This window comes from Sphingomonas natans (assembly GCF_030546695.1).
Classification (GTDB): Bacteria; Pseudomonadota; Alphaproteobacteria; order Sphingomonadales; family Sphingomonadaceae; genus Sphingomonas_I; species Sphingomonas_I natans.
The window spans coordinates 99,495-118,671 of the sequence record NZ_JAUOTP010000006.1 but is presented as its reverse complement, the minus strand read 5'-3'; the positions used below and the strand labels follow the sequence as shown (position 1 = coordinate 118,671).

Sequence of the window (19,177 nt, the reverse complement as noted above, 5' to 3'; positions counted from 1 at the left end):
CAGGGCGCGGTTGCGCGTCGCGTTCCGCGCGGTCATCGTCGCTGGATGCGACACTTTCCGGCCGATCACGCGCGATGAGCGACTGCTGGCGATTCGCCGTCGATCGCGGCGGCACCTTCACCGATATCGTCGGCGTCGATCCCGAGGGACGGCTGGTGACGGCAAAATTGCTCTCCGAAAATCCATCGGCTTATGCGGACGCGGCGGTCGAGGGGATCAGGCGGCTGACCGGGGTAAGCGAGGGGGCCTTGCCGCCGATCGAGGTGCGCATTGGCACCACCATCGCGACCAATGCGCTGCTTGAGCGCAGGGGCGAGGCGACGCTTCTGCTGATCACGCGCGGCTTCGGCGATGCGCTGGCGATCGGCTATCAGGATCGGCCCGAGCTGTTCGCCAAGGCGATCGTCAAGCCGGCGCCGCTCTATGCGCGGGTCGCCGAGGTGGACGAGCGGGTGACGGCCGAGGGCGACGTGCTGCTGCCGCTCGACGAGGCCGGTGCACGCGCGGCGCTGGCCGAGGCGCGTGCGGCGGGGATCGTTTCGGTCGCGATCGTGCTGGTGCACGGCTATCGCCACTCGGCCCACGAGGCGCGGCTGGCGACGCTGGCGGCGGAGGCGGGCTTCGCGCAGATTTCGGTCAGCCACCGGGTCGGCGCGTTGATCCGGCTGATCGGGCGCGGGCATACGACGGTGGCGGACGCCTATCTGTCGCCGGTGCTGGGGCGCTACGTCGCCGAGGTGACGGGCGCGCTAGGCGGGGTGCGGCCCTTGTTCATGCAGTCCAGCGGCGCGCTGGCGGACGGGGCGGCCTTTTCGGGCAAGGACGCGATCCTGTCCGGACCGGCAGGCGGGATCGTCGGCATGGTGCGGACGGCAGAGGAGGCCGGGTTCGATCGCATCATCGGCTTCGATATGGGCGGCACCTCCACCGACGTCTCGCATTATGCCGGCACGTTCGAGCGCCAGGACGAGACCGTGGTGGCGGGCGCGCGGATCCGGGCGCCAATGCTCCGCATCCATACAGTCGCGGCGGGAGGCGGATCGATCTGTTCGCTGGCGGGCGGGCGTTTGACGGTCGGCCCGGCCTCGGCGGGTGCGATCCCCGGGCCGGCCGCCTATCGCCGCGGCGGGCCACTGACGGTCACCGATTGCAACGTCGCGCTCGGCAAGCTCCGCCCCGATCACTTCCCGCGCGTGTTCGGGCCAAGCGGGGACGAGCCGCTGGATGCGAAAGCGGTCGCAGCGCGCATCGAGGAACTGCGCGCGGAGATGATCGCCGCCGGCATGACCGCGCCGCCCGCCGAGGAGCTCGCCGAGGGATTGGTCGGGATCGCCGTCGCGAGCATGGCCAATGCGATCCGCAAGATCTCGATCGAGCAGGGGCATGACGTGACGCGCTATACGCTCGTTTGCTTCGGCGGGGCGGGCGGGCAGCATGGTTGCCTCGTCGCCGATGCGCTGGGAATGGACCGGGTGATGATCCATCCGCTGGCTGGGGTGCTGTCGGCGCATGGCATCGGGCTGGCTGCGCGGGGGCTGGTCCACGAGGAGACCATCGGGCTGTCGCTGGACGGGGATCGCGATCTCGTCGCCATCGCTCACCGGATCGCCGCCGAGGCCGATGCGAAGGCGGACGAAGCGGGGCTCGGCGCCGCGCGCCGTCGCGATCTTGTCGCGCGCATCCGCCGCGCCAATTCCGAGTGGCTGGTCGATCTGCCGTTCGGACCGATCGAGGCGATGCGGGACGGCTATGCCGCGCAATATCGCAAGCGCTTTGGCTATGCCGACGATGTGGCGCTGATCCTCGAATCGATCCGCATCGAGCTGGCGGAGGAAGCGGGGGCAGTGCCGCCTTTGCCGCCGCCGCCTGCCGGCAATCTCGGTGCGCCGATCGCGACCGCGCCGATCTTCGGCGAGGGCGCGTGGCGGGATGCGCCGATCCACGATCGCGCAGCCTTGCCGGAGGGCGCCTCGCTCGCCGGCCCGGCGTTGATCCTCGATCCGGTCTCGACGATCGTCGTCGAGGCGGGCTGGGCGGCGCGCGTCGATGCGTTCGCGAACCTCATCCTCGAGCGGACCACCGCGCGCGCGGTCGCCCGGATCGGCGCGGAGGCGGATCCGGTGCGGATCGAGCTGTTCAACGGGCTGTTCATGGCGCTGGCCGAGGAAATGGGCGCTGCGCTCCAGGCGAGCGCGCTGTCGGTCAATATCCGCGAGCGACTCGATTTCTCCTGCGCCTTGTTCGATGCTGGCGGCGCGCTCGTCGCGAATGCGCCGCACATGCCCGTCCACCTCGGCTCGATGGGCGACAGCATCCGCGCGATCGTCGACAAGCGTGCGCAGGGGCGCGACGGGCGGGGCCTGCGTCCCGGCGATGCCTATGCGCTCAACGCGCCCTATGATGGCGGCACGCATCTGCCCGACATCACGGTGATCATGCCCGTGTTCAGCGCGGGCAGCGACGCGCCGACTTTCTTTGTCGCGGCGCGCGGGCATCATTCGGATGTGGGCGGGATCTGCCCCGGGTCGGTCCCGCCCGACAGCACGGACGTGCGCGAGGAAGGCGTGCTGATCGACAATATGCTGATCGTGGAAGAGGGGCGCTTCCTCGAGGAGGAGGTTCGCGCCTTGCTCGGATCGGGCGAGTGGCCGGCGCGCGATCCCGATCGCAACATCGCCGATCTGCAGGCGCAGATCGCCGCCTGCGTGCGCGGCGCGGACGGGCTCGCGCGGATGGTCGCGGATTATGGGCGCGGGGTCGTCACGGCCTATATGGGCCATGTCCACGCCAATGCCGAGACAGCGGTGCGCGCCTTGCTCGGGAGGCTGGACGATGGCGACTTCGCCTATGAGATGGACGATGGCGCCGTGGTTCGGGTCGCGATCCGGATCGATCGGGCGGCTCGCAGTGCGACCGTCGATTTCACCGGCACCAGCGCGCAGCGCCCAACCAATTTCAACGCGCCCCGATCGATCACGCGTGCCGCCGTGCTCTACGTCTTCCGGACGCTGGTGGATCAGCCGATCCCGATGAACGACGGCTGCCTCGCGCCGATTACGATCATCGTCCCCGAAGGATCGATGCTCAAGCCGCGTTTTCCCGCCGCGGTCGTCGCCGGCAATGTCGAGACGAGCCAAGTCGTCACCGATGCCCTGTTCGGCGCGCTCGGGGCAATGGCGGGGGCGCAGGGGACGATGAACAACTTCACCTTCGGCGATGCGCGCCGCCAATATTATGAAACGATCGCGGGCGGATCGGGCGCGGGGCCGGGCTTTGGCGGCGCGGACGTCGTCCAGACGCATATGACCAACAGCCGCCTGACCGATCCCGAGATATTGGAGACGCGCTTTCCGGTGATCCTCGAAGAGTTCTCGATCCGTGAAGGATCGGGCGGGGCAGGGCAGTGGGCGGGCGGTGATGGCGCGCGGCGCCGAGTCCGCTTCCGCGAGTCGATGACGGCGGGCATCCTCGCCAATCGCCGGCGCGTGCCGCCGTTCGGGCTGGCCGGCGGCGTGGATGGCGGACTCGGGCGCAACTGGGTCGAGCGGGCGGACGGGACGATCGAGACGCTGGGATCGACGGGTGCGGCGGAGCTCGAGGCGGGCGATGCGTTCGTGATCGAGACGCCGGGGGGCGGGGGTTATGGGAACCCGCACTTCCCTCCCGTTCGTGCTGAGCTTGTCGAAGTACCGTCCTTTTTGTCTCCGTCCTCAAAGAAGGACGGCCCTTCGACAAGCTCAGGGCAAACGGATGGACCGCGCGCATGATCGCACTCGCCGGGCTTGCGGTGATTCTGATCGGCTTCCTGCTGCGGCTCCAGCCCTTGCTGGTCGTCGCGGTCGCTGCCGCGATCACGGGGCTGGCGGCGGGCATGGCGCCGATTGCGATTCTCGCCGCGTTCGGCAAGGCCTTCAACGGCAACCGCTTCGTGACCGTCGTCTATGTCGTGCTGCCACTGATCGGGCTGCTGGAGCGGAATGGCCTGCAGGAGCGCGCCCGCGCGCTGGTCGCGGGGATGCGCGGGCTATCGCTCGGGCGGCTGCTAGCGGGCTATATGCTGCTGCGCCAGCTCTCGGCCGGGCTCGGCCTCGTCTCGATCGCCGGCCACCCGCAGACCGTGCGCCCGCTCGTCGCGCCGATGGCCGAGGCCGCGGCGGATCCGGCCGGCACGATGATCGAGCCCGAGCGCGAGAAGGTCCGCGCGCTGGCGGCGGCGACCGACAATATCGCGCTCTTCTTCGGCGAGGATGTGTTCATCGCGATCGGATCGATCCTGCTGATGAAGGGCTTTCTCGAACAATATGGTATCCAGCTCGAGCCTCTCGCCTTGTCGGTCTGGGCGATCCCGAGCGCGATCTGCGCCTTCCTGATCCACGGCGGCAGGCTGATGCTGATCGATCGACAGCGGCGGCGTGCGCGATGATCTCGACCGGCTTCCCTTATACGGTCGCGGGCATGATGTTCGCGGGCTTCGCCGCCTGGTCTCTGGCGCGGCGCCGCTGGCCGAACGGCGCGATGTGGGCCTTGCTGGCGCTGAGTTTTCTGGCCGGCGACCGGATCGGCGATGTCGGCAATGGCGTGCTCGTCCTCGCGCTCGTCGCGGTCGCCACTATCGGCATCCGTCGTCCGGCGCCGTCCGTCGTCACGCCCGAGCAGAAGCTCGCCGGCGCCGCGCGCTACGGCAATCGCCTGTTCGTCCCCGCACTCGCCGTGCCCGCGATCACGATCGGCGGCACCTTCCTGTTCAAGGCGATGCATTCGCTCGTCGATCCCAAACAGGCGACGCTCGTCGCGCTGACCGTCGCCGCGATCACGGCGCTCGGGCTGGCCGCGTGGTTCTTCCGCCCGCCCGTGATCGCCCCGCTGGAGGAGGGCGTGCGCCTGATGGACTCGGTCGGTTGGGCGGCGGTGCTGCCGCAGATGCTGGCGGCGCTCGGCGCCTTATTCGCCGCTGCCGGCCTCGGCGAGACGATGGGTGGGCTGCTCGGCGGGCTGATCCCCGGCGACAATCTGATCGCGGCGGTGATCGTCTATATGGGGGGCATGGCCTTGCTGACGATGGCGATGGGCAATGCCTTCGCCGCCTTCCCGGTGATGACCGCCGCGGTCGGCCTGCCCCTGCTGATCCACGCGCATCACGGCCATCCCGCGGCGGTAGCCGCGCTCGGCATGCTGGCGGGCTTCTGCGGGACACTGCTGACGCCGATGGCCGCCAATTTCAACATCGTGCCCGTCGGTCTCCTCAACCTCTCCGATCGCTACGCGGTGATCCGTGCGCAGGCGCCGACGGCGATCCTGCTGTGGATCGCCAACATATTCATTCTCTACTGGATGGCCTTCCGATGATCCCGCTGACGCCCGAGACCGCCGCCGCCTTCGCCCGCCTGACGCTCGGCCATATCGGCCGGCAATATCCCTACAAGCTCGACCACGTCATGCTGGAGGACAAGGACGCAGTGCTGCCGCGCGTGCTCCACCCGATCTTCCACGGCAGTTTCGATTGGCACAGCTGCGTCCATGGCTGGTGGCAGTTGCTAACGGTAGCGCGGCTCCATCCGGACACGTACGAAGCCGGGCTGATCCGCGCGCGGGCGGACGAGATGCTGGTGCCGGAGAAAGTGGCGGGGGAACTGGCGTATCTGGCACGCCCGCTCTCGGCCGGCTTCGAGCGGCCTTATGGCTGGGCTTGGCTGCTCGCTCTGCACCAGGAGGCCGCGCGCCATCCGAGCGGCTGGGGCGATGCCCTGGCGCCGCTCGCGTCCGCCTTCGCCACCCGCTTCGGAACCTATCTGTCGAAGCTGACCTATCCGCTGCGCGTCGGCGCGCACGGCAACAGCGCCTTCGCGCTGATCCACGCCTCACGCTGGGCGCGCGAATATGACCGGGCCCTGCTCGATCTGATCCGCGACAAGGCCATCGGCTGGTATAGCGGCGACCGGGCGGCGCAGGCGTGGGAGCCGGCGGGCGACGATTTCCTGTCCGGCACCTTGTGTGAGGCGCTGCTCATGTCCGAACTGCTCGAGCCGGGCGCCTTTCGCGCTTGGTTCGATGCCTTCCTGCCCGATGTCGCGCACGGCGAGCCCGCGACCTTGTTCACGCCGGCCTTCGTCCACGACCGTACCGATCCGAAGATCGCGCATCTCGACGGCCTCAACCTGAGCCGCGCCTGGTGCTGGCGGACTCTGGCGGGGCGGCTGGGACCGGACCATCCGGCCTCCGCGCGGGCGCTGGAGGCGGCGGACTTTCATTTCGTGACGGCGATGCCTCATATTTCCGGCGATTATGCCGGCGAGCATTGGCTCGCGACCTTCGCCCTGCTGGCGCTGACGGCGTAAGCCGTCGCCCTTCACATCCGCGCGGGGCGATGCCACATCCGGCGCATGCCCGAACAGACGACCGGCGTCGCCGAGACCTTGCACCCTTTGATCCGGCGCGTGCTCGCCCCCAATCCCTCGCCTTTCACCTTTACGGGCACGCAGACCTATATCGTCGGCCGAGGCGAGGTGGCGGTGATCGATCCGGGGCCGGAGGATGCCGAGCATCTCGCCGCGATCCTGGCGGCGACCGCAGGCGAGCGGATCATGGCGATCCTGTGCACCCACACGCATCGCGATCACAGCCCGGGGAGCCGGCCGCTTCAGGCGGCGACAGGCGCGCCGATCATCGGCTGTCCGCCGCTCGCGCTCATCGACGATGGGCCGCGCGCGGATGCCGCCTTCGACATCGCTTATCGGCCCGATCGGATCCTGTCGGACGGCGAGACGCTCGCGGGCAAAGGCTGGACGCTGGAGGCGGTGGCGACGCCCGGCCACACCTCCAACCATATCTGCTTCGCGCTGCCGGAGGCGGGGGCGCTGTTCACGGGCGATCATGTGATGGGCTGGTCGACGAGCGTCGTCTCGCCGCCGGACGGGGACATGGGCGATTATATGGCGAGCCTCGCCAAGCTGATGGAGCGCGACGATCGCATCTATTATCCGGCGCACGGCGAGAGCGTGGAACAGCCGCAACGCTTCGTTCGTCATCTTGCCGGGCACCGCAAGGGCCGCGAAAACCAGATACTCAAGCTGCTGGGCGATGGCCCGCAGACGATCCCGGACATGGTGGCGCGTATGTATGTCGGCCTCGACACGAGACTTATCGGCGCGGCCGGGCGATCGGTGCAGGCGCATCTGATCGATCTGGAATCGCGCGACGCCGTGTGGCGCGATGGCGATCACTGGCTGGTGGCGGCCTGATGCGCCCGGTCCTGCGCGCCGTGGGCGGCGCCATCCTCATCGCCGGGATCGTGGGGCTGCTCTATGTCGGTGTCGGCTGGCGGCTGCGGCACATGTTCGAGAGCGATCCGTCCACGGTCGCGCGCGCGAGCCTGCAGGCGGTGCGCCAGCAGAACCGGCTCGTGCCGTTCGCCGCGCGGTTCGTGGCGGTGGTGACCGCCGAGGAGAGCAAGTTCGGCTTCTCGGCGCGCAAGACGCTGATCATGCCGGGGCTCGTCCGTTATTCGATCGATCTGGCGAAGCTGCGCGACCGCGATTTGACGTGGAACGGCGCGACGCGGACGCTGACCGTGACGCTGCCGCCGATCGAATTGGAAGGACCGGAGGTCGATCTGACCGCCATCCGCGAATATGGCCAGGGCGGCGTGCTGATGACGCTGACCGATGCCGAGAAGGAACTGGACGCGGCCAATCGCAAGGCGGGCCAGGCCGAGCTCGTCGCGCAGGCGCACGACGCGCTGCCGATGCGGCTCGCAGCCGACGCGGCGCGGATGGCGATCGAGCGGAGCTTCGCGATGCCGCTGAAGGCGGCGGGTGCGAATGCAACGGTTGTGGCGCGGTTCCGGGACGATCCGCGCTAGGCCTGTCGATCACCCCGGCCGGGCCGGGGTGACGGCTTACCGATAGAAGACGTGATCGCCGACCGCGGCAACGCGCTGGCGGCTGCGGAAGAAGCTCGTCTGCGGGCTGTAGGCGGCGCGGAAGAAGGTCGCGCCGGGGACGACCGGGCTCTCTTCGCCGCTGAGCGTGTCGCGTGCGACATCGAGCGCGGCTTCCCACGTATCGTCCTCACGCGGGCGATAGGCGGCGATCTTGAAATATTGGCCGGGCTTGTTCGCGACCTCGCAGATCGTGCTGCCGAAGCGGCCGCCGATCTTCATGCGATTGACGAGCGTCTGCGCGACGGCGACCTGGCCCGAGCGCGGCTGGTTGCGCGCCTCGTGGTGGACGACCTTGGCGAGGCAGGTGACCGACGCCTCGTCGAACTGCGCGACGGGCTGGACAACCGGGGTGGAGGTTTCGGCGGGGGCAGCATCCTGCGCTATCGGGGCGGAGGGAGCCATGCCGGTGAAATCGTAGCTCAGCATCGGGACGCGCTCTGCGGCAAGACCGGTGCTGGCGGGAAGAATCACGACCGCAGCGGCAATCAGCGCGCCAGCGGAAACAACGAACGTGCGCCGGATGGCGTGCATTGAATACTCTTGTGCATGCGCGAAACCGCCCACGCTGCCGAAACCTTGGCTGCGCTCGCGAATTTTACGTCGTGTACAGGAGCCGAAAAACGCTCGTCGCCTGACCGGATGCCCGCCAGTTTGTTAACCCTCGGCGATTCGTCAAACGATCCACGACGAATTGTGACGATACCGGGACGAACCGCGGAACCGAAATTCGACGATTTGCAGCAAAACATGGCAAGAAGGCCTGCTTAGCCGCTTATTTCGATCGAAATTCCGGGCGGCCCGCGCTAGCTCTGTCGCCAAGGGGACGAATGGTGGACGACGGGGGCAATTCGGGACTTCTGCAACTGATCAAGAGCGCCATGACGTCGCGCGAGAGCGAGTCGCTGCGGCGCGACAGGCTGCTTGCTGCGATCGCGTTGTTCCTCGGGCTCGGCCTGCTTCTCGCCTTGCCGTTCGCGCTGCAGGCGGGCGCCTCCTTCTTCCTGCCGATCACCGCCGCGCTCGTCATCGCGATCGCGCTCGTGCCGATGCTGGAGTGGCTGGAGCGGCGCGGCATCCCCTCGGGACTCGCTGCGTTCCTCTGCATCGCGACCTTCCTCGCCATCGCTAATGCCGCGATCGCCGCGATCGTGGTGCCGGCGGCGGGCTGGTTCGCGGTGCTGCCCGAGCGGATCGGGCGGATCCGCCACAATCTGCGCCCGATCCTCGACCTTTATTCAAGCCTCGACCGGTTCATCAGCGATACGTCGGCGACGTTCATGCGCAGCTCGGGCGGTGCGCGGACGGTGACCGTGCAGCAGCCCAGTTCGCTGATCGACATCGTTGCGACATCCGCGCCGGTGGCGATCATCGAGGCGTTTTTCGCGATCCTCGTCGTCTTCTTCTTCCTGTCCGGCTGGACGCGCTTGCGCCGCCAGACGATCACGAGCCGGGGCAGCTTCTCGAGCGCTATGGCGACGGCGCGCGTGATCCAGGAGATGGTGGACCGGACCTCGGCCTATCTCTCGACGATCACGATCATCAATATCTCGCTCGGGCTGCTCGTGGCGCTGGGCCTGTGGATCATCGGCCTGCCGACGCCTTTGATGTGGGGCGGGATCGTCGCGCTCTTCAATTACATGCCCTATCTCGGCCCGATCATGGCGGCCCTGCTGCTCGCGCTGGGCGCACTTATGAGCTTCAAGGACGCCTGGTACGCGCTGTTCCCGCCCTTGATATTCGTGGTTTGCCACATGATCGAGGCGAACATGATCACGCCGACGCTCGTGGGACGGCGGCTGACGATCAATCCGCTGCTGATTCTCGTCGCGCTGAGTTTCTGGGGCTGGGTATGGGGTGCGGCGGGCGCGCTGCTGGCGGTGCCGCTGCTGATCATCACCAAGACCGTGCTCGCCTCGGCAGGCAAGCCGGACATTGCCGGCTTCCTGTTCGAGGAGGGTACGCTCACCAATCCGCAGACGGATCCGCCGGGCGCGGCATAAGCCCGTTGACAGCAGGGCGGGCGCTGCCTAGTTGGCCCGCTCCGCCGGTAAGGCCTATCTGCGGGTGTAGCTCAGTTGGTTAGAGCGCCGGCCTGTCACGCCGGAGGTCGCGGGTTCGAGCCCCGTCACTCGCGCCATTTCCATGGCGGAAATTGGACGTCGGATAGTGTGCTTGCGGGCGGTCATGCCGCTGCCGCTGCGATTTGCCTGCATCGTCGTGCCGTCCCGTCAGCGTCGCGTCTGCCGTGCAAAGCCTATTGCGCGCCGGACCATCAAGCGCGACACTGCTGCACATGAGCGAGTCTGCCTACAAGCCGACCGAAGCCTATGAGGATGAGCTGGATCAGCTTGCCTGTTCGATCCGCGAGGAATTGCGGCTCGCCGGGTTCGCCCCTGCCTTCGATCCGGTTCCGGACGAGATCGCCCAAGCGCGGCGCGCCGGGGAGCTGCTGCGCAAGCGGCGCGCGATGGCGTTGCGCGTGATTGCCAATTATGTGGGACCGGCGTTGGTAGTGATCGGCGTAAGCGTCGTTCTGCGGGTGCTCGTCCCCGGTTTCTGATCCGCCGGATCGCTCAGCTTTCTTCGAGGATGAAGCGTGCGACCGCATCGGGCTGCGTGACTGGCAGCATATGGCCGCCCTCTATCCATGCCAGCCGGCTGTGCGCGATCGACAATGCGGTCCGTTCGCCGTGGATCGCCGGATCGAGCACCTGATCTTCGCGCCCGAACAGGATCGAGACCGGGACGGTGATCTCGGGGTAGCGCGACACCATGCGGGAGAGCTGCGTGGACGCGGTCGAAATCTCCTCGAAGCCCGCCGCCAGCGTTTCCGGCCTGAGCACGAGCAGGCCGCCCCCTTCCGCATCGAAATCCGGAGCGACAGCTTCGGGGGCGAAGGTGGCCCGGTGGACGCGGCCGCGGATCGCGACGCCGATAGGCACGGCGGCGGTGCGGCACGCCATCTCCCGCAACCATAGAGGCGCCGCCAGGAACGTCTTGAACGGCTGCTGGACGACCATGTCGGGCTGGCTCAACGGCGCGATCAGAGCGAGCTTGCCGACCAACTCCGGGTGATCGAGCGCGAGCGACAGCGCGACCGCGCCGCCGAACGAATGGGCGGCGATGATCGGGTGATCGAGCGCGAGCGTTTCGATGAAGCGCGCGACGATCGCGGCATGTTCGGCGATGCCGTAGCCGCGCATCCGGGCCGAATGGCCGGCGCCCGGACGATCGATCATGATGACGCGGTGGCGCCGCGCCAGCTTCTCCAGCAGCGCATAGGAGAAATGGCGAAGCTGTCCGCCCAGGCCATGGATCAGCAGGATCGGGGGACCATCGCCCGCTTCGAGATAATGGAGCCGGACGCCGTCGATGGTGACGAAGTGGCCGGTGGCGGGCGCGATCCTCTCCGACCGGCGGCGCGCTAACGCCGAGAACAAATAGCCTGCGCCGAGTACCGTTCCGATGGTGAGGGCTGTGGCGGCAACTTTACCGCGCGTCATGCAGCCTGCCTCATCAAGAGTGGATGGTGCGGCTGCGCCGCGTGCTGGCCCGACATATCTGGTTGAGGCGGAAGCGCTCGAGGAAGCCGAACGCGCGCGGCGCGCGACCATAGCCGAGCTTGAAGAGTGCGAAGATCACCGCATGGGAATCGGCGTAATCGCCGGATTCGGCCAACCGGCGGGCACGATCGCGAAGCTCCATCCTGCGGGCGATAGAGGGACGGGGTAAAGATTCCATATATCGGCTCAACATTTTCGCGGCGCTATCGTTGCTCAGCGCCAACGTCCGACTTCCATCCAGCGCAGCAACGGTTTTAGCGGCGCGATCCAGGCAATGCCGAGGAAGCAGTAGATCGGCGCCTGCACGAGCGCGTGCAAATGGCCAAGCGGCACCGACAGGCTTGCCACGCCGAAGCACCAGATCAGGATGAGGGCGAGGATCAGCCCCATGCCGACGGGCTTGCGCCAGGAGGGCGTCATGCGGGCGTATCGGGCATGGGGATCCATTCCCGTTCGGTCACGACTGCGTGGAGCGCCATATCCCAGGGATCGTGCGGAAGGCGATCGGGCACCTCCTGCACGCTCCAAGCGAAGCCCATGCGATGCGCGCCGGGATAGCGAACGAGCGCGCGATCATAATGGCTCTTGCCCTGGCCGATGCGGCCGCCGTGGCGATCGAAGCCGACCATCGGCATGACGATCACATCGGGTGACACGATGGCAGCGGCCGCGGGCGGCTGGCGCAGCCGGAAGGGGCCGCGCTCGAGCGGATCGCCGGGCTGCCAGACGCGGAAATCCATCGTCACCGAATCGTAGAGCGCGGGCAGAGCGAGGCGCTGGCCTCGCGCGGCGAGGATATTTGCAAGCGGTTCGGGATCCAGTTCCTCGTGGAAGGCGAGATAGAGCGCCACCATGGCGGTGGGGGGTATGTGGGGAAGCAGCAGGGCGGCGGCGCTTTCGGCCGCGGCGCGTGCGCCGGCTTCGCCGAGCCGGACGACATGCTCGCCGCGGCGCGCGCGGAGAACATCGCGCAGCGCCGGCTTGTCCGGATGCGGGGCGATGCCGTCAGGCGGAGAGAAAGGTGGTGGAACCGCCATGGCCGTTTTCCGGAGTATCCTCTGACGCCGTAAACGTCAGGTGGGGACCATGTAGTTCGGGCCAGGGCCCTACCAGGGACAGCCCCCTAGGAAGATGAATCGCCTCAGGGATATTCCCAGCGATCGTACCGGGCAGTCCCACCAGAAAACAATCTAGGGATTGTCGCCGCTCTTCTCAAGCTTCTGCGCGAACCTTTCGAGCCGATCGGCAAGAGCATCGATCTGCCGCGCCACGGCGATCATGCTTTCGTCGGCTACTGGCGGTGTCGGGGAGGCCGGGACCGGGGGCGGGACGGCCGCACTACCGCCGCTCTCGTCGGCCAGTAGCAGCGCCGCCATCAGCAACTGGCGCGATTCGTTGATCGTGCCGACCGCGCCCGACACGGAGCGGACCTTGGCATCGACGATCGCGGCGAGATCGCGGAAATGCGCTTCCTGGCCGTCGCGGACGGTCAGTTCGTAACGGCGGCCGGCAATATCAAGCGTGACCTGAGCCATCAGCCGTTCGTCTCGTGATCGATCAGCGCATCGAGCCGCTCGATCGTCTCCTGGATCCGCAGCCGGAGCAGGCCATGACGCTCGTCGAGTTCGGCATAAGCGACCGCAAGTCCGGGAGAAGCGGTCGGCGCAGGCGGGTTGGCGCGCTCGATCCGCGTCACGGCGCGATCGAGTCGCGCCAAGGCGGCGTCGAGAGGGGTTTCGCTCATGTCGGCAGAGATAGCAGGCCCGCCGTCTGCGACAAGCGAGCCTGCGGCCCGCCGGTTGTGCGGTGCGGTTGACGCTCTCGCCCGGCGAGGCCAAAGAAACCGCGCGCGGCCCAGCCTGTGCGAATCCCGATAGGGACATCCGAATTCACCGCCCATGCGGGACATCGTCACGCCGCGCCGCGGCAATCTTAAGGGGCACAATGTCTCAGTCCACGCGCCATCTCGCGAATGCCATCCGGGCGCTTTCGATGGATGCGGTGCAGGCGGCCAATTCGGGGCATCCGGGCATGCCGATGGGCATGGCCGATGCCGTGACCATCCTGTTCCGGAAATATCTGAAGTTCGATCCGACCTCGCCGAAATGGCCGGACCGCGACCGCTTCGTGCTGTCGGCCGGCCATGGATCGATGCTGATCTATTCGCTGATGCACCTGACCGGCTATGCGCGGCCGACGCTGGATGACCTGCGCAATTTCCGTCAGCTGGATTCGGTCTGCGCGGGCCACCCCGAGAATTTCGAGCTGGAAGGCATCGAGGCGACGACCGGTCCGCTCGGCCAGGGTCTGGCGATGGCCGTCGGCATGGCGATCGCCGAGCGGCACCTGAACGCCACCTTCGGCGACGATCTCGTCGATCACCGGACCTGGGTGATCGCCGGCGACGGCTGCCTGATGGAAGGCATCAACCACGAGGCGATCGGGCTCGCCGGCCATTTGAAGCTCGGCCGGCTGATCGTGCTGTGGGACGACAATCGCATCACGATCGACGGGCCGACCTCACTTTCGACGAGCGAGGACGTGAAGGCGCGCTATCGTGCGACGGGCTGGCATGTCGTCGAGTGCGACGGGCTGGACGGCGAAGATGTCGAGCGCGCACTGGGCGAGGCGGTGTTCGACCCCCGGCCCTCGCTGGTGGCGTGCCGCACGGTGATCGGCTTCGGTTCGCCGAACAAGCAGGGCACGCATTCGGTGCATGGCTCGCCGCTGGGCGCCGACGAGATCAAGGCCGCGCGCGAGACGCTCGAGTGGATCAATCCCGCCTTCGAACTCCCGGGTGAGATCGTCGCTGCGTGGAGCGAGATCGGCAAGCAGGGCGCTGCCGAGCGCGAAGCCTGGGAGGCGCGGCTTGCCGCAGCGCCGGAAGGTCTGGAACTGTCGCGCCGGACGGCGGGCGATCTGCCAGAGGGCTTCAGTCTCGGGGGACATATTGGCAGCCTGATCGAGACGCCGCAGAAGATCGCGACGCGCGTCGCCTCGCAACTCGCGTTGGATGCGATCAACGCGGCGCTGCCCGAGACGATCGGCGGATCCGCCGATCTGACGCCTTCGAACAACACCGCGACCAAAGGCCTCCAGCCGCTGACGGCAGAGGATTATTCCGGGCGCTACGTCCATTACGGTATCCGCGAATTCGGCATGTCGGCGGCGATGAACGGCATGGCGCTGCACGGCGGCGTCATTCCCTATGGCGGCACCTTCCTCGTGTTCGCCGATTATGCGCGGCCGGCGATCCGGCTTTCGGCGCTGCAGCGGACGCGCGTCGTCTATGTGATGACGCACGATTCGATCGGATTGGGCGAAGATGGTCCGACGCACCAGCCGATCGAGCATGTGATGAGCCTGCGCCTGATCCCGAACCTGACCGTGTTCCGCCCGGCCGATGCGGTCGAGACGGCGGAATGCTGGCAGCTCGCGTTGGAGCGTTCCGACGGTCCGTCGCTGATCGCGCTCTCGCGGCAGAACCTCCGCCAGGTGCGGACCGAGGTGGCCAGCGAGAACCTGTCGGCCAAGGGTGGCTACCGGCTCGTCGCTGCGAAGGCCGCGCGCCGCGTCGTGCTGATCGCGACCGGATCCGAAGTCGAGATCGCCGCCGATGTCGCGGCGGCGCTGGAGGCCGAGGGCATCGGCGCCGACGTCGTCTCGATGCCGAGCTGGGAAGCGTTCGACGATCAGGACGAGGCCTATCGCGCGGACGTGCTTCCCGACGATGTGCTGCGCGTCTCGATCGAGGCGGGGACGACGATCGGCTGGGAGCGTTATGTCGGCCTGAAGGGCCTGCGCTTCGGCATCGATCGGTTCGGGGCATCCGCTCCGGCGGGCGATCTCTACAAGAAATTCGGGCTGACGGCGGAGCAGATCGCGCCGAAGGTCCTGGCAGCCGTACGCGGCGTTTGAGGGAGAGACACATGGCGAAGGTAGCGATCAACGGGTTCGGGCGGATCGGCCGCCTCGTCGCGCGCGCGATCCTGCTGCGGCCGGAATGCGGCCTCGAGTTGGTGGCGATCAACGACCTTGGCGACGCCAAGTCCAACGCCTTGCTGTTCAAGCGCGACAGCGTCCACGGCGCCTGGAAGGGCGAAGTTGCCGCCGAAGGCGACGAGCTCGTCATCGACGGCAAGCGCATCAAGGTGACCGCCGAGCGCGATCCCGCCAACCTGCCGCATGCCGCGCTTGGCGTGGACATTGCGCTCGAGTGCACCGGCTTCTTCACCGACAAGGCGTCTTGCGAGAAGCATATCGCCGCGGGCGCCAAGAAGGTGCTGATCTCGGCACCGGGCAAGAATGTCGACCTGACCGTCGTGTTCGGCGTCAATCACGACAAGCTGACGTCCGAGCACGTCATCGTCTCCAACGCCTCGTGCACGACCAACTGCCTTGCGCCGATCGCCAAGGTACTCAACGATGCGATCGGCATCGAGCGCGGCCTGATGACGACGATCCACAGCTACACGAACGACCAGAAGATCCTCGACCAGATCCACAGCGACATGCGCCGTGCGCGCGCCGCCGCCATGTCGATGATCCCGACCACCACCGGCGCCGCGCGGGCGGTCGGCGAGGTTCTGCCGGAGCTGAAGGGCAAGCTGGACGGCTCCTCGATCCGCGTGCCGACCCCGGACGTCTCGGTCGTCGACCTGACGTTCACGCCGAAGCGCGACACGACGAAGGACGAGGTCAATGCGGTGCTGAAGGCGGCCGCCGAGAGCGGGCCGCTGAAGGGCATCCTCGAATATGTGACCGAGCCGCTCGTCTCGATCGATTTCATGGGCAATCCGCATTCGTCGTCGGTCGACAGCCTCGAGACGGCGGTGCTCGAAGGCAAGCTGGTGCGCGTGCTGAGCTGGTACGACAATGAATGGGGTTTCTCGAACCGCATGGTCGATACGGCCGGCGCGATGGCGAAACTCCTGTAATCTTGGAGCGAATGGACCAGGCCCGTTTGTTTCGAGCAGCATCGAGCCTGTCGAGCTGCGGTGGTCGAGAACCCTTCTCGACTTCGTTCTCGGCAAGCTCGAACGTCGCTCGAAGCGAACGGGTTCGGGATAGAAAGGCGCGGTCGTGACCGGGCGCCTGCTCGGCATCGCCCGCCACGATCGGCCGCGCGGCCCGATGGCGACGATCGACCATGTGACGATCGGCCTCGAAACCGGCGTGCAGGGCGATTTTCGCGGGTCTTTGAAGCCGGGCCGCAACAAGCGGCAGGTAACGGTGATGACGGCGGACGGTTGGCGCGCTGCGCTGACCGAACTCGGTGCCAGCATCGCGTGGGAATTACGCCGCGTGAACCTGCTGGTCGACGGCGTGGCACTGGAAGAGACGAGGGGCGCGCTGCTGGTCTTTTCGGGCGGCGTGGTGCTGGAGATTACCGGCGAATGCGATCCGTGCAGCCGCATGGAGGAGATCGCGCCGGGGCTGAAAGGGGCGCTGCTGCCGCATTGGCGCGGCGGGGTGACGTGCATCGTGCGACAAGAGGGCCGCATCGCGGTCGGCGACGAAGTGAGGATCGAGCGATGAGCTTCAAGACGCTGGACGACATGGGCGACGTGCGCGGCAAGCGCGTGCTGGTGCGCGAGGATCTGAACGTGCCGATGGATGGCGCGCGCGTGACCGACGATACCCGCCTGCGCGCCGCGGCGCCGACGATTGCGGAGCTTTCGGACAAGGGCGCGATCGTGCTGGTGCTCGCGCATTTCGGCCGGCCCAAGGCGCCTGCGCCGGAATATTCGCTGGCGCAGGTAACGCGCCCGCTCAGCGACGTGCTCGGTCGCGAGGTCCGCTATATCGACTGGGAGGGCGACACCGTCGCCGCGGTCGCGACGCTCCAGCCGGGCGATATCGCGGTGCTCGAGAATACGCGCTTCTTCGGGGGCGAGGAGAAAAACGACCCTGCAGTGGTGGACCGGTTCGCGGCGCTCGGCGATCTCTACGTAAACGATGCCTTCTCGGCCGCGCACCGCGCGCACGCCTCGACCGAGGGGCTCGCGCACCGTCTGCCGGCTTATGCCGGGCGATCGATGCAGGCGGAATTGGAGGCGCTGCAGAAGGCGCTCGGCATTCCCGAGCATCCGGTCGCGGCGGTGGTCGGCGGGGCGAAGGTGTCGAGCAAGCTCGACGTGCTCACGCACCTCGTCACGAAGGTAGATCATCTGATCATCGGCGGCGGCATGGCCAATACCTTCCTCGCGGCGCGCGGCGTGGATGTCGGCAAATCGCTGTGCGAGCATGATCTGGCCGAGACCGCGCTCGCGATCCTCGATGCGGCCGATCGCGCGGGCTGCACCGTGCACCTGCCGTATGATGTGGTCGTCGCCAAGGAATTCCGGGCGCATGCGCCGTCGCGGACGATCAACGTCCACGAGGTCGCCGCGGACGAGATGATCCTCGATTGCGGGCCGGCGGCGAGCGAGGCGATCTCGGATGCGCTCAAGACCTGCCGGACCTTGGTGTGGAACGGGCCGCTCGGCGCGTTCGAGATGCAGCCGTTCGATACCGCGACGATGGCGCTGGCGCACACCGCGGCGGCGCTGACCAAGTCTGGCGGGCTCGTCTCGGTCGCGGGCGGCGGCGATACGGTCGCGGCGGTCAACGTCGCCGGCGTAGCGGATGATCTGACCTTCGTCTCGACGGCGGGCGGCGCCTTCCTGGAGTGGATGGAAGGCAAGGAGTTGCCTGGTGTGAAGGCGCTGGAAGCCTGAGAAATTTCCTCCCCGACGATCGGGGCTTGTTCGACCAAAAGGGGGTAAAGCGTATGAATATCCAGGACATGACGACCAAGATTGCGGCCGGTCACGGCTTCATCGCCGCACTGGACCAGTCGGGCGGCTCCACTCCCAAGGCGCTGGCAGGCTATGGCATCGAGCCGAGCGCCTATTCGGGCGACGAGGCGATGTTCGGGCTGATCCACGACATGCGCAGCCGGATCATCACCTCGCCCGTCTTCACCGGCGAAAAGGTGATCGGCGCGATCCTGTTCGAGCGGACGATGGACGGGCAGGCGGGCGGCAAGCCCGTGCCGACCGCGCTGATCGAGCGCGGCGTCGTTCCATTCATCAAGATCGACAAGGGGCTGGAGGACGAGAAAGACGGCGTCCAGCTGATGAAGCCGATGCCCGAGCTCGACGCGCTGCTGGCGCGCGCCAAGGGGCTCGGCGTGTTCGGCACGAAAGAGCGCTCGGTCGTCAATCTCGCCAATCCGGCTGGCATTGCAGGAATCGTGAAGCAGCAGTTCGAGATTGGCGCGCAGGTCATCGCCGGCGGGCTGATGCCGATCCTGGAGCCCGAGGTGAACATCAAGAGCCCGGAGCGTGCCGAAGCCGACCAGATCCTGATGGACGAGATATTGAAGGCGCTGGATGCGTTTCCGGGGACCGACAAGGTGATGCTGAAGCTCTCGCTGCCGGCGAAGGAAGGCCTGTTCCAGCCGCTCGTCGATCATCCGCGCGTGCTGCGCGTCGTGGCGCTGTCGGGTGGGTTCAAGCGGCCCGAGGCGTGCGTGGAGCTGGCCAGGAATCCGGGGATCATCGCGAGCTTCAGCCGCGCGCTGCTCGAGGATCTTCGCTTCCAGATGACGGATGCGGAGTTCGATGCGGCGCTGGCCGAAGCGATCGACGCGATCTACGGGGCTTCGGTCAACAAGACGGCGTAAAACTGA

20 protein-coding genes and 1 tRNA gene are annotated in these 19,177 nt (G+C 67.4%); 14 read left to right on the top strand and 7 right to left on the bottom strand.

Translation table 11 applies throughout. From position 1 onward, the window contains the following. Nucleotides 1–74 precede the first annotated feature (74 nt). Genes Q4F19_RS14130 through Q4F19_RS14105 form a run of 6 tightly spaced genes read left to right on the top strand, consistent with a single transcriptional unit; the run spans nucleotide 75 to nucleotide 7,858 of the window. Nucleotides 75–3,767 (top strand): hydantoinase B/oxoprolinase family protein, encoded by a 3,693-nt coding sequence (locus Q4F19_RS14130; RefSeq protein ID WP_303543581.1) that lies wholly within the window; start codon nucleotides 75–77, stop codon nucleotides 3,765–3,767. Continuing rightward, entirely contained in the window at nucleotides 3,764–4,423 is a 660-nt protein-coding gene (locus Q4F19_RS14125; protein ID WP_303543579.1) for a DUF969 domain-containing protein, read from the top strand. The genes Q4F19_RS14130 and Q4F19_RS14125 overlap by 4 nt, the downstream gene beginning before the upstream one ends. After that, nucleotides 4,420–5,346, top strand: coding sequence for a 5-oxoproline transporter, DUF979 family subunit (locus Q4F19_RS14120; RefSeq protein ID WP_303543578.1), 927 nt, complete (start codon nucleotides 4,420–4,422; stop codon nucleotides 5,344–5,346). The genes Q4F19_RS14125 and Q4F19_RS14120 overlap by 4 nt, the downstream gene beginning before the upstream one ends. Then, a complete protein-coding gene (locus Q4F19_RS14115; RefSeq protein ID WP_303543576.1) occupies nucleotides 5,343–6,335 on the top strand; it encodes a DUF2891 domain-containing protein in 993 nt (330 codons plus the stop codon). The genes Q4F19_RS14120 and Q4F19_RS14115 overlap by 4 nt, the downstream gene beginning before the upstream one ends. Nucleotides 6,336–6,380: 45 nt before the next feature. Continuing rightward, nucleotides 6,381–7,238, top strand: a complete 858-nt coding sequence (locus tag Q4F19_RS14110; protein WP_303543575.1) for an MBL fold metallo-hydrolase — start codon at nucleotides 6,381–6,383, stop codon at nucleotides 7,236–7,238. Next, nucleotides 7,238–7,858 (top strand): DUF4230 domain-containing protein, encoded by a 621-nt coding sequence (locus Q4F19_RS14105; protein WP_303543573.1) that lies wholly within the window; start codon nucleotides 7,238–7,240, stop codon nucleotides 7,856–7,858. Before Q4F19_RS14110 ends, Q4F19_RS14105 begins: the two co-directional genes overlap by 1 nt. Before the next feature lie 36 nt (nucleotides 7,859–7,894). Here the strand turns inward: Q4F19_RS14105 and Q4F19_RS14100 are convergent, their stop codons facing one another. Continuing rightward, nucleotides 7,895–8,470 (bottom strand): cell wall hydrolase, encoded by a 576-nt coding sequence (locus Q4F19_RS14100; protein ID WP_303543571.1) that lies wholly within the window; start codon nucleotides 8,468–8,470, stop codon nucleotides 7,895–7,897. Nucleotides 8,471–8,766: 296 nt separating this feature from the next. Between Q4F19_RS14100 and Q4F19_RS14095 the strand changes: the two genes are divergently transcribed. The 3 genes from Q4F19_RS14095 (at nucleotide 8,767) to Q4F19_RS14085 (ending at nucleotide 10,499) form a co-directional block, all read left to right on the top strand. Continuing rightward, nucleotides 8,767–9,939: an AI-2E family transporter gene (locus Q4F19_RS14095; protein WP_431312405.1), complete on the top strand. Its 1,173-nt coding sequence runs from the start codon at nucleotides 8,767–8,769 to the stop codon at nucleotides 9,937–9,939. 60 nt (nucleotides 9,940–9,999) lie between these two features. Further along, nucleotides 10,000–10,076, top strand: a tRNA-Asp gene (locus Q4F19_RS14090). A gap of 156 nt (nucleotides 10,077–10,232) precedes the next feature. Continuing rightward, the gene (locus Q4F19_RS14085; protein WP_303543569.1) at nucleotides 10,233–10,499 is read left to right on the top strand and encodes a hypothetical protein; all 267 of its coding nucleotides are present in this window, start codon (nucleotides 10,233–10,235) and stop codon (nucleotides 10,497–10,499) included. A 13-nt stretch (nucleotides 10,500–10,512) separates the two neighbouring features. Here Q4F19_RS14085 and Q4F19_RS14080 read toward each other — a convergent pair whose 3' ends face one another. The 6 genes from Q4F19_RS14080 to Q4F19_RS14055 all read right to left on the bottom strand — a co-directional run bounded on the left by Q4F19_RS14080 (nucleotide 10,513) and on the right by Q4F19_RS14055 (nucleotide 13,246). Then, nucleotides 10,513–11,442: an alpha/beta fold hydrolase gene (locus Q4F19_RS14080; RefSeq protein ID WP_303543567.1), complete on the bottom strand. Its 930-nt coding sequence runs from the start codon at nucleotides 11,440–11,442 to the stop codon at nucleotides 10,513–10,515. A 13-nt stretch (nucleotides 11,443–11,455) separates the two neighbouring features. After that, the gene (locus tag Q4F19_RS14075; protein WP_303543565.1) at nucleotides 11,456–11,644 is read right to left on the bottom strand and encodes a hypothetical protein; all 189 of its coding nucleotides are present in this window, start codon (nucleotides 11,642–11,644) and stop codon (nucleotides 11,456–11,458) included. A 71-nt stretch (nucleotides 11,645–11,715) separates the two neighbouring features. Next, nucleotides 11,716–11,922 carry a DUF2842 domain-containing protein gene (locus Q4F19_RS14070; protein WP_303543564.1) on the bottom strand — a complete coding sequence of 69 codons (207 nt, stop codon included), beginning with the start codon at nucleotides 11,920–11,922 and terminating at the stop codon, nucleotides 11,716–11,718. After that, entirely contained in the window at nucleotides 11,919–12,539 is a 621-nt protein-coding gene (locus Q4F19_RS14065) for a 5-formyltetrahydrofolate cyclo-ligase (RefSeq protein ID WP_303543563.1), read from the bottom strand. Before Q4F19_RS14065 ends, Q4F19_RS14070 begins: the two co-directional genes overlap by 4 nt. Before the next feature lie 153 nt (nucleotides 12,540–12,692). Further along, on the bottom strand, nucleotides 12,693–13,037 hold the full coding sequence (gene zapA / locus Q4F19_RS14060) for a cell division protein ZapA (RefSeq protein WP_303543562.1): 345 nt from the start codon (nucleotides 13,035–13,037) through the stop codon (nucleotides 12,693–12,695). Further along, nucleotides 13,037–13,246, bottom strand: coding sequence for a hypothetical protein (locus tag Q4F19_RS14055; protein ID WP_303543560.1), 210 nt, complete (start codon nucleotides 13,244–13,246; stop codon nucleotides 13,037–13,039). Before Q4F19_RS14055 ends, zapA begins: the two co-directional genes overlap by 1 nt. Before the next feature lie 200 nt (nucleotides 13,247–13,446). On the opposite strand from Q4F19_RS14055, the gene tkt reads away from it, so the two are divergent. From tkt to Q4F19_RS14030, 5 genes are all read left to right on the top strand, one after another. After that, the gene (gene tkt / locus Q4F19_RS14050) at nucleotides 13,447–15,420 is read left to right on the top strand and encodes a transketolase (protein WP_303543559.1); all 1,974 of its coding nucleotides are present in this window, start codon (nucleotides 13,447–13,449) and stop codon (nucleotides 15,418–15,420) included. 11 nt (nucleotides 15,421–15,431) lie between these two features. Then, nucleotides 15,432–16,439, top strand: coding sequence for a type I glyceraldehyde-3-phosphate dehydrogenase (gene gap, locus Q4F19_RS14045; RefSeq protein WP_303543556.1), 1,008 nt, complete (start codon nucleotides 15,432–15,434; stop codon nucleotides 16,437–16,439). 196 nt (nucleotides 16,440–16,635) lie between these two features. Next, the gene (locus Q4F19_RS14040) at nucleotides 16,636–17,040 is read left to right on the top strand and encodes an MOSC domain-containing protein (protein WP_303543554.1); all 405 of its coding nucleotides are present in this window, start codon (nucleotides 16,636–16,638) and stop codon (nucleotides 17,038–17,040) included. Then, entirely contained in the window at nucleotides 17,037–18,221 is a 1,185-nt protein-coding gene (locus tag Q4F19_RS14035; protein ID WP_303543552.1) for a phosphoglycerate kinase, read from the top strand. The genes Q4F19_RS14040 and Q4F19_RS14035 overlap by 4 nt, the downstream gene beginning before the upstream one ends. A 68-nt stretch (nucleotides 18,222–18,289) precedes the next feature. Continuing rightward, nucleotides 18,290–19,171 (top strand): fructose bisphosphate aldolase, encoded by an 882-nt coding sequence (locus tag Q4F19_RS14030; RefSeq protein WP_431312404.1) that lies wholly within the window; start codon nucleotides 18,290–18,292, stop codon nucleotides 19,169–19,171. Nucleotides 19,172–19,177 lie beyond the last annotated feature (6 nt).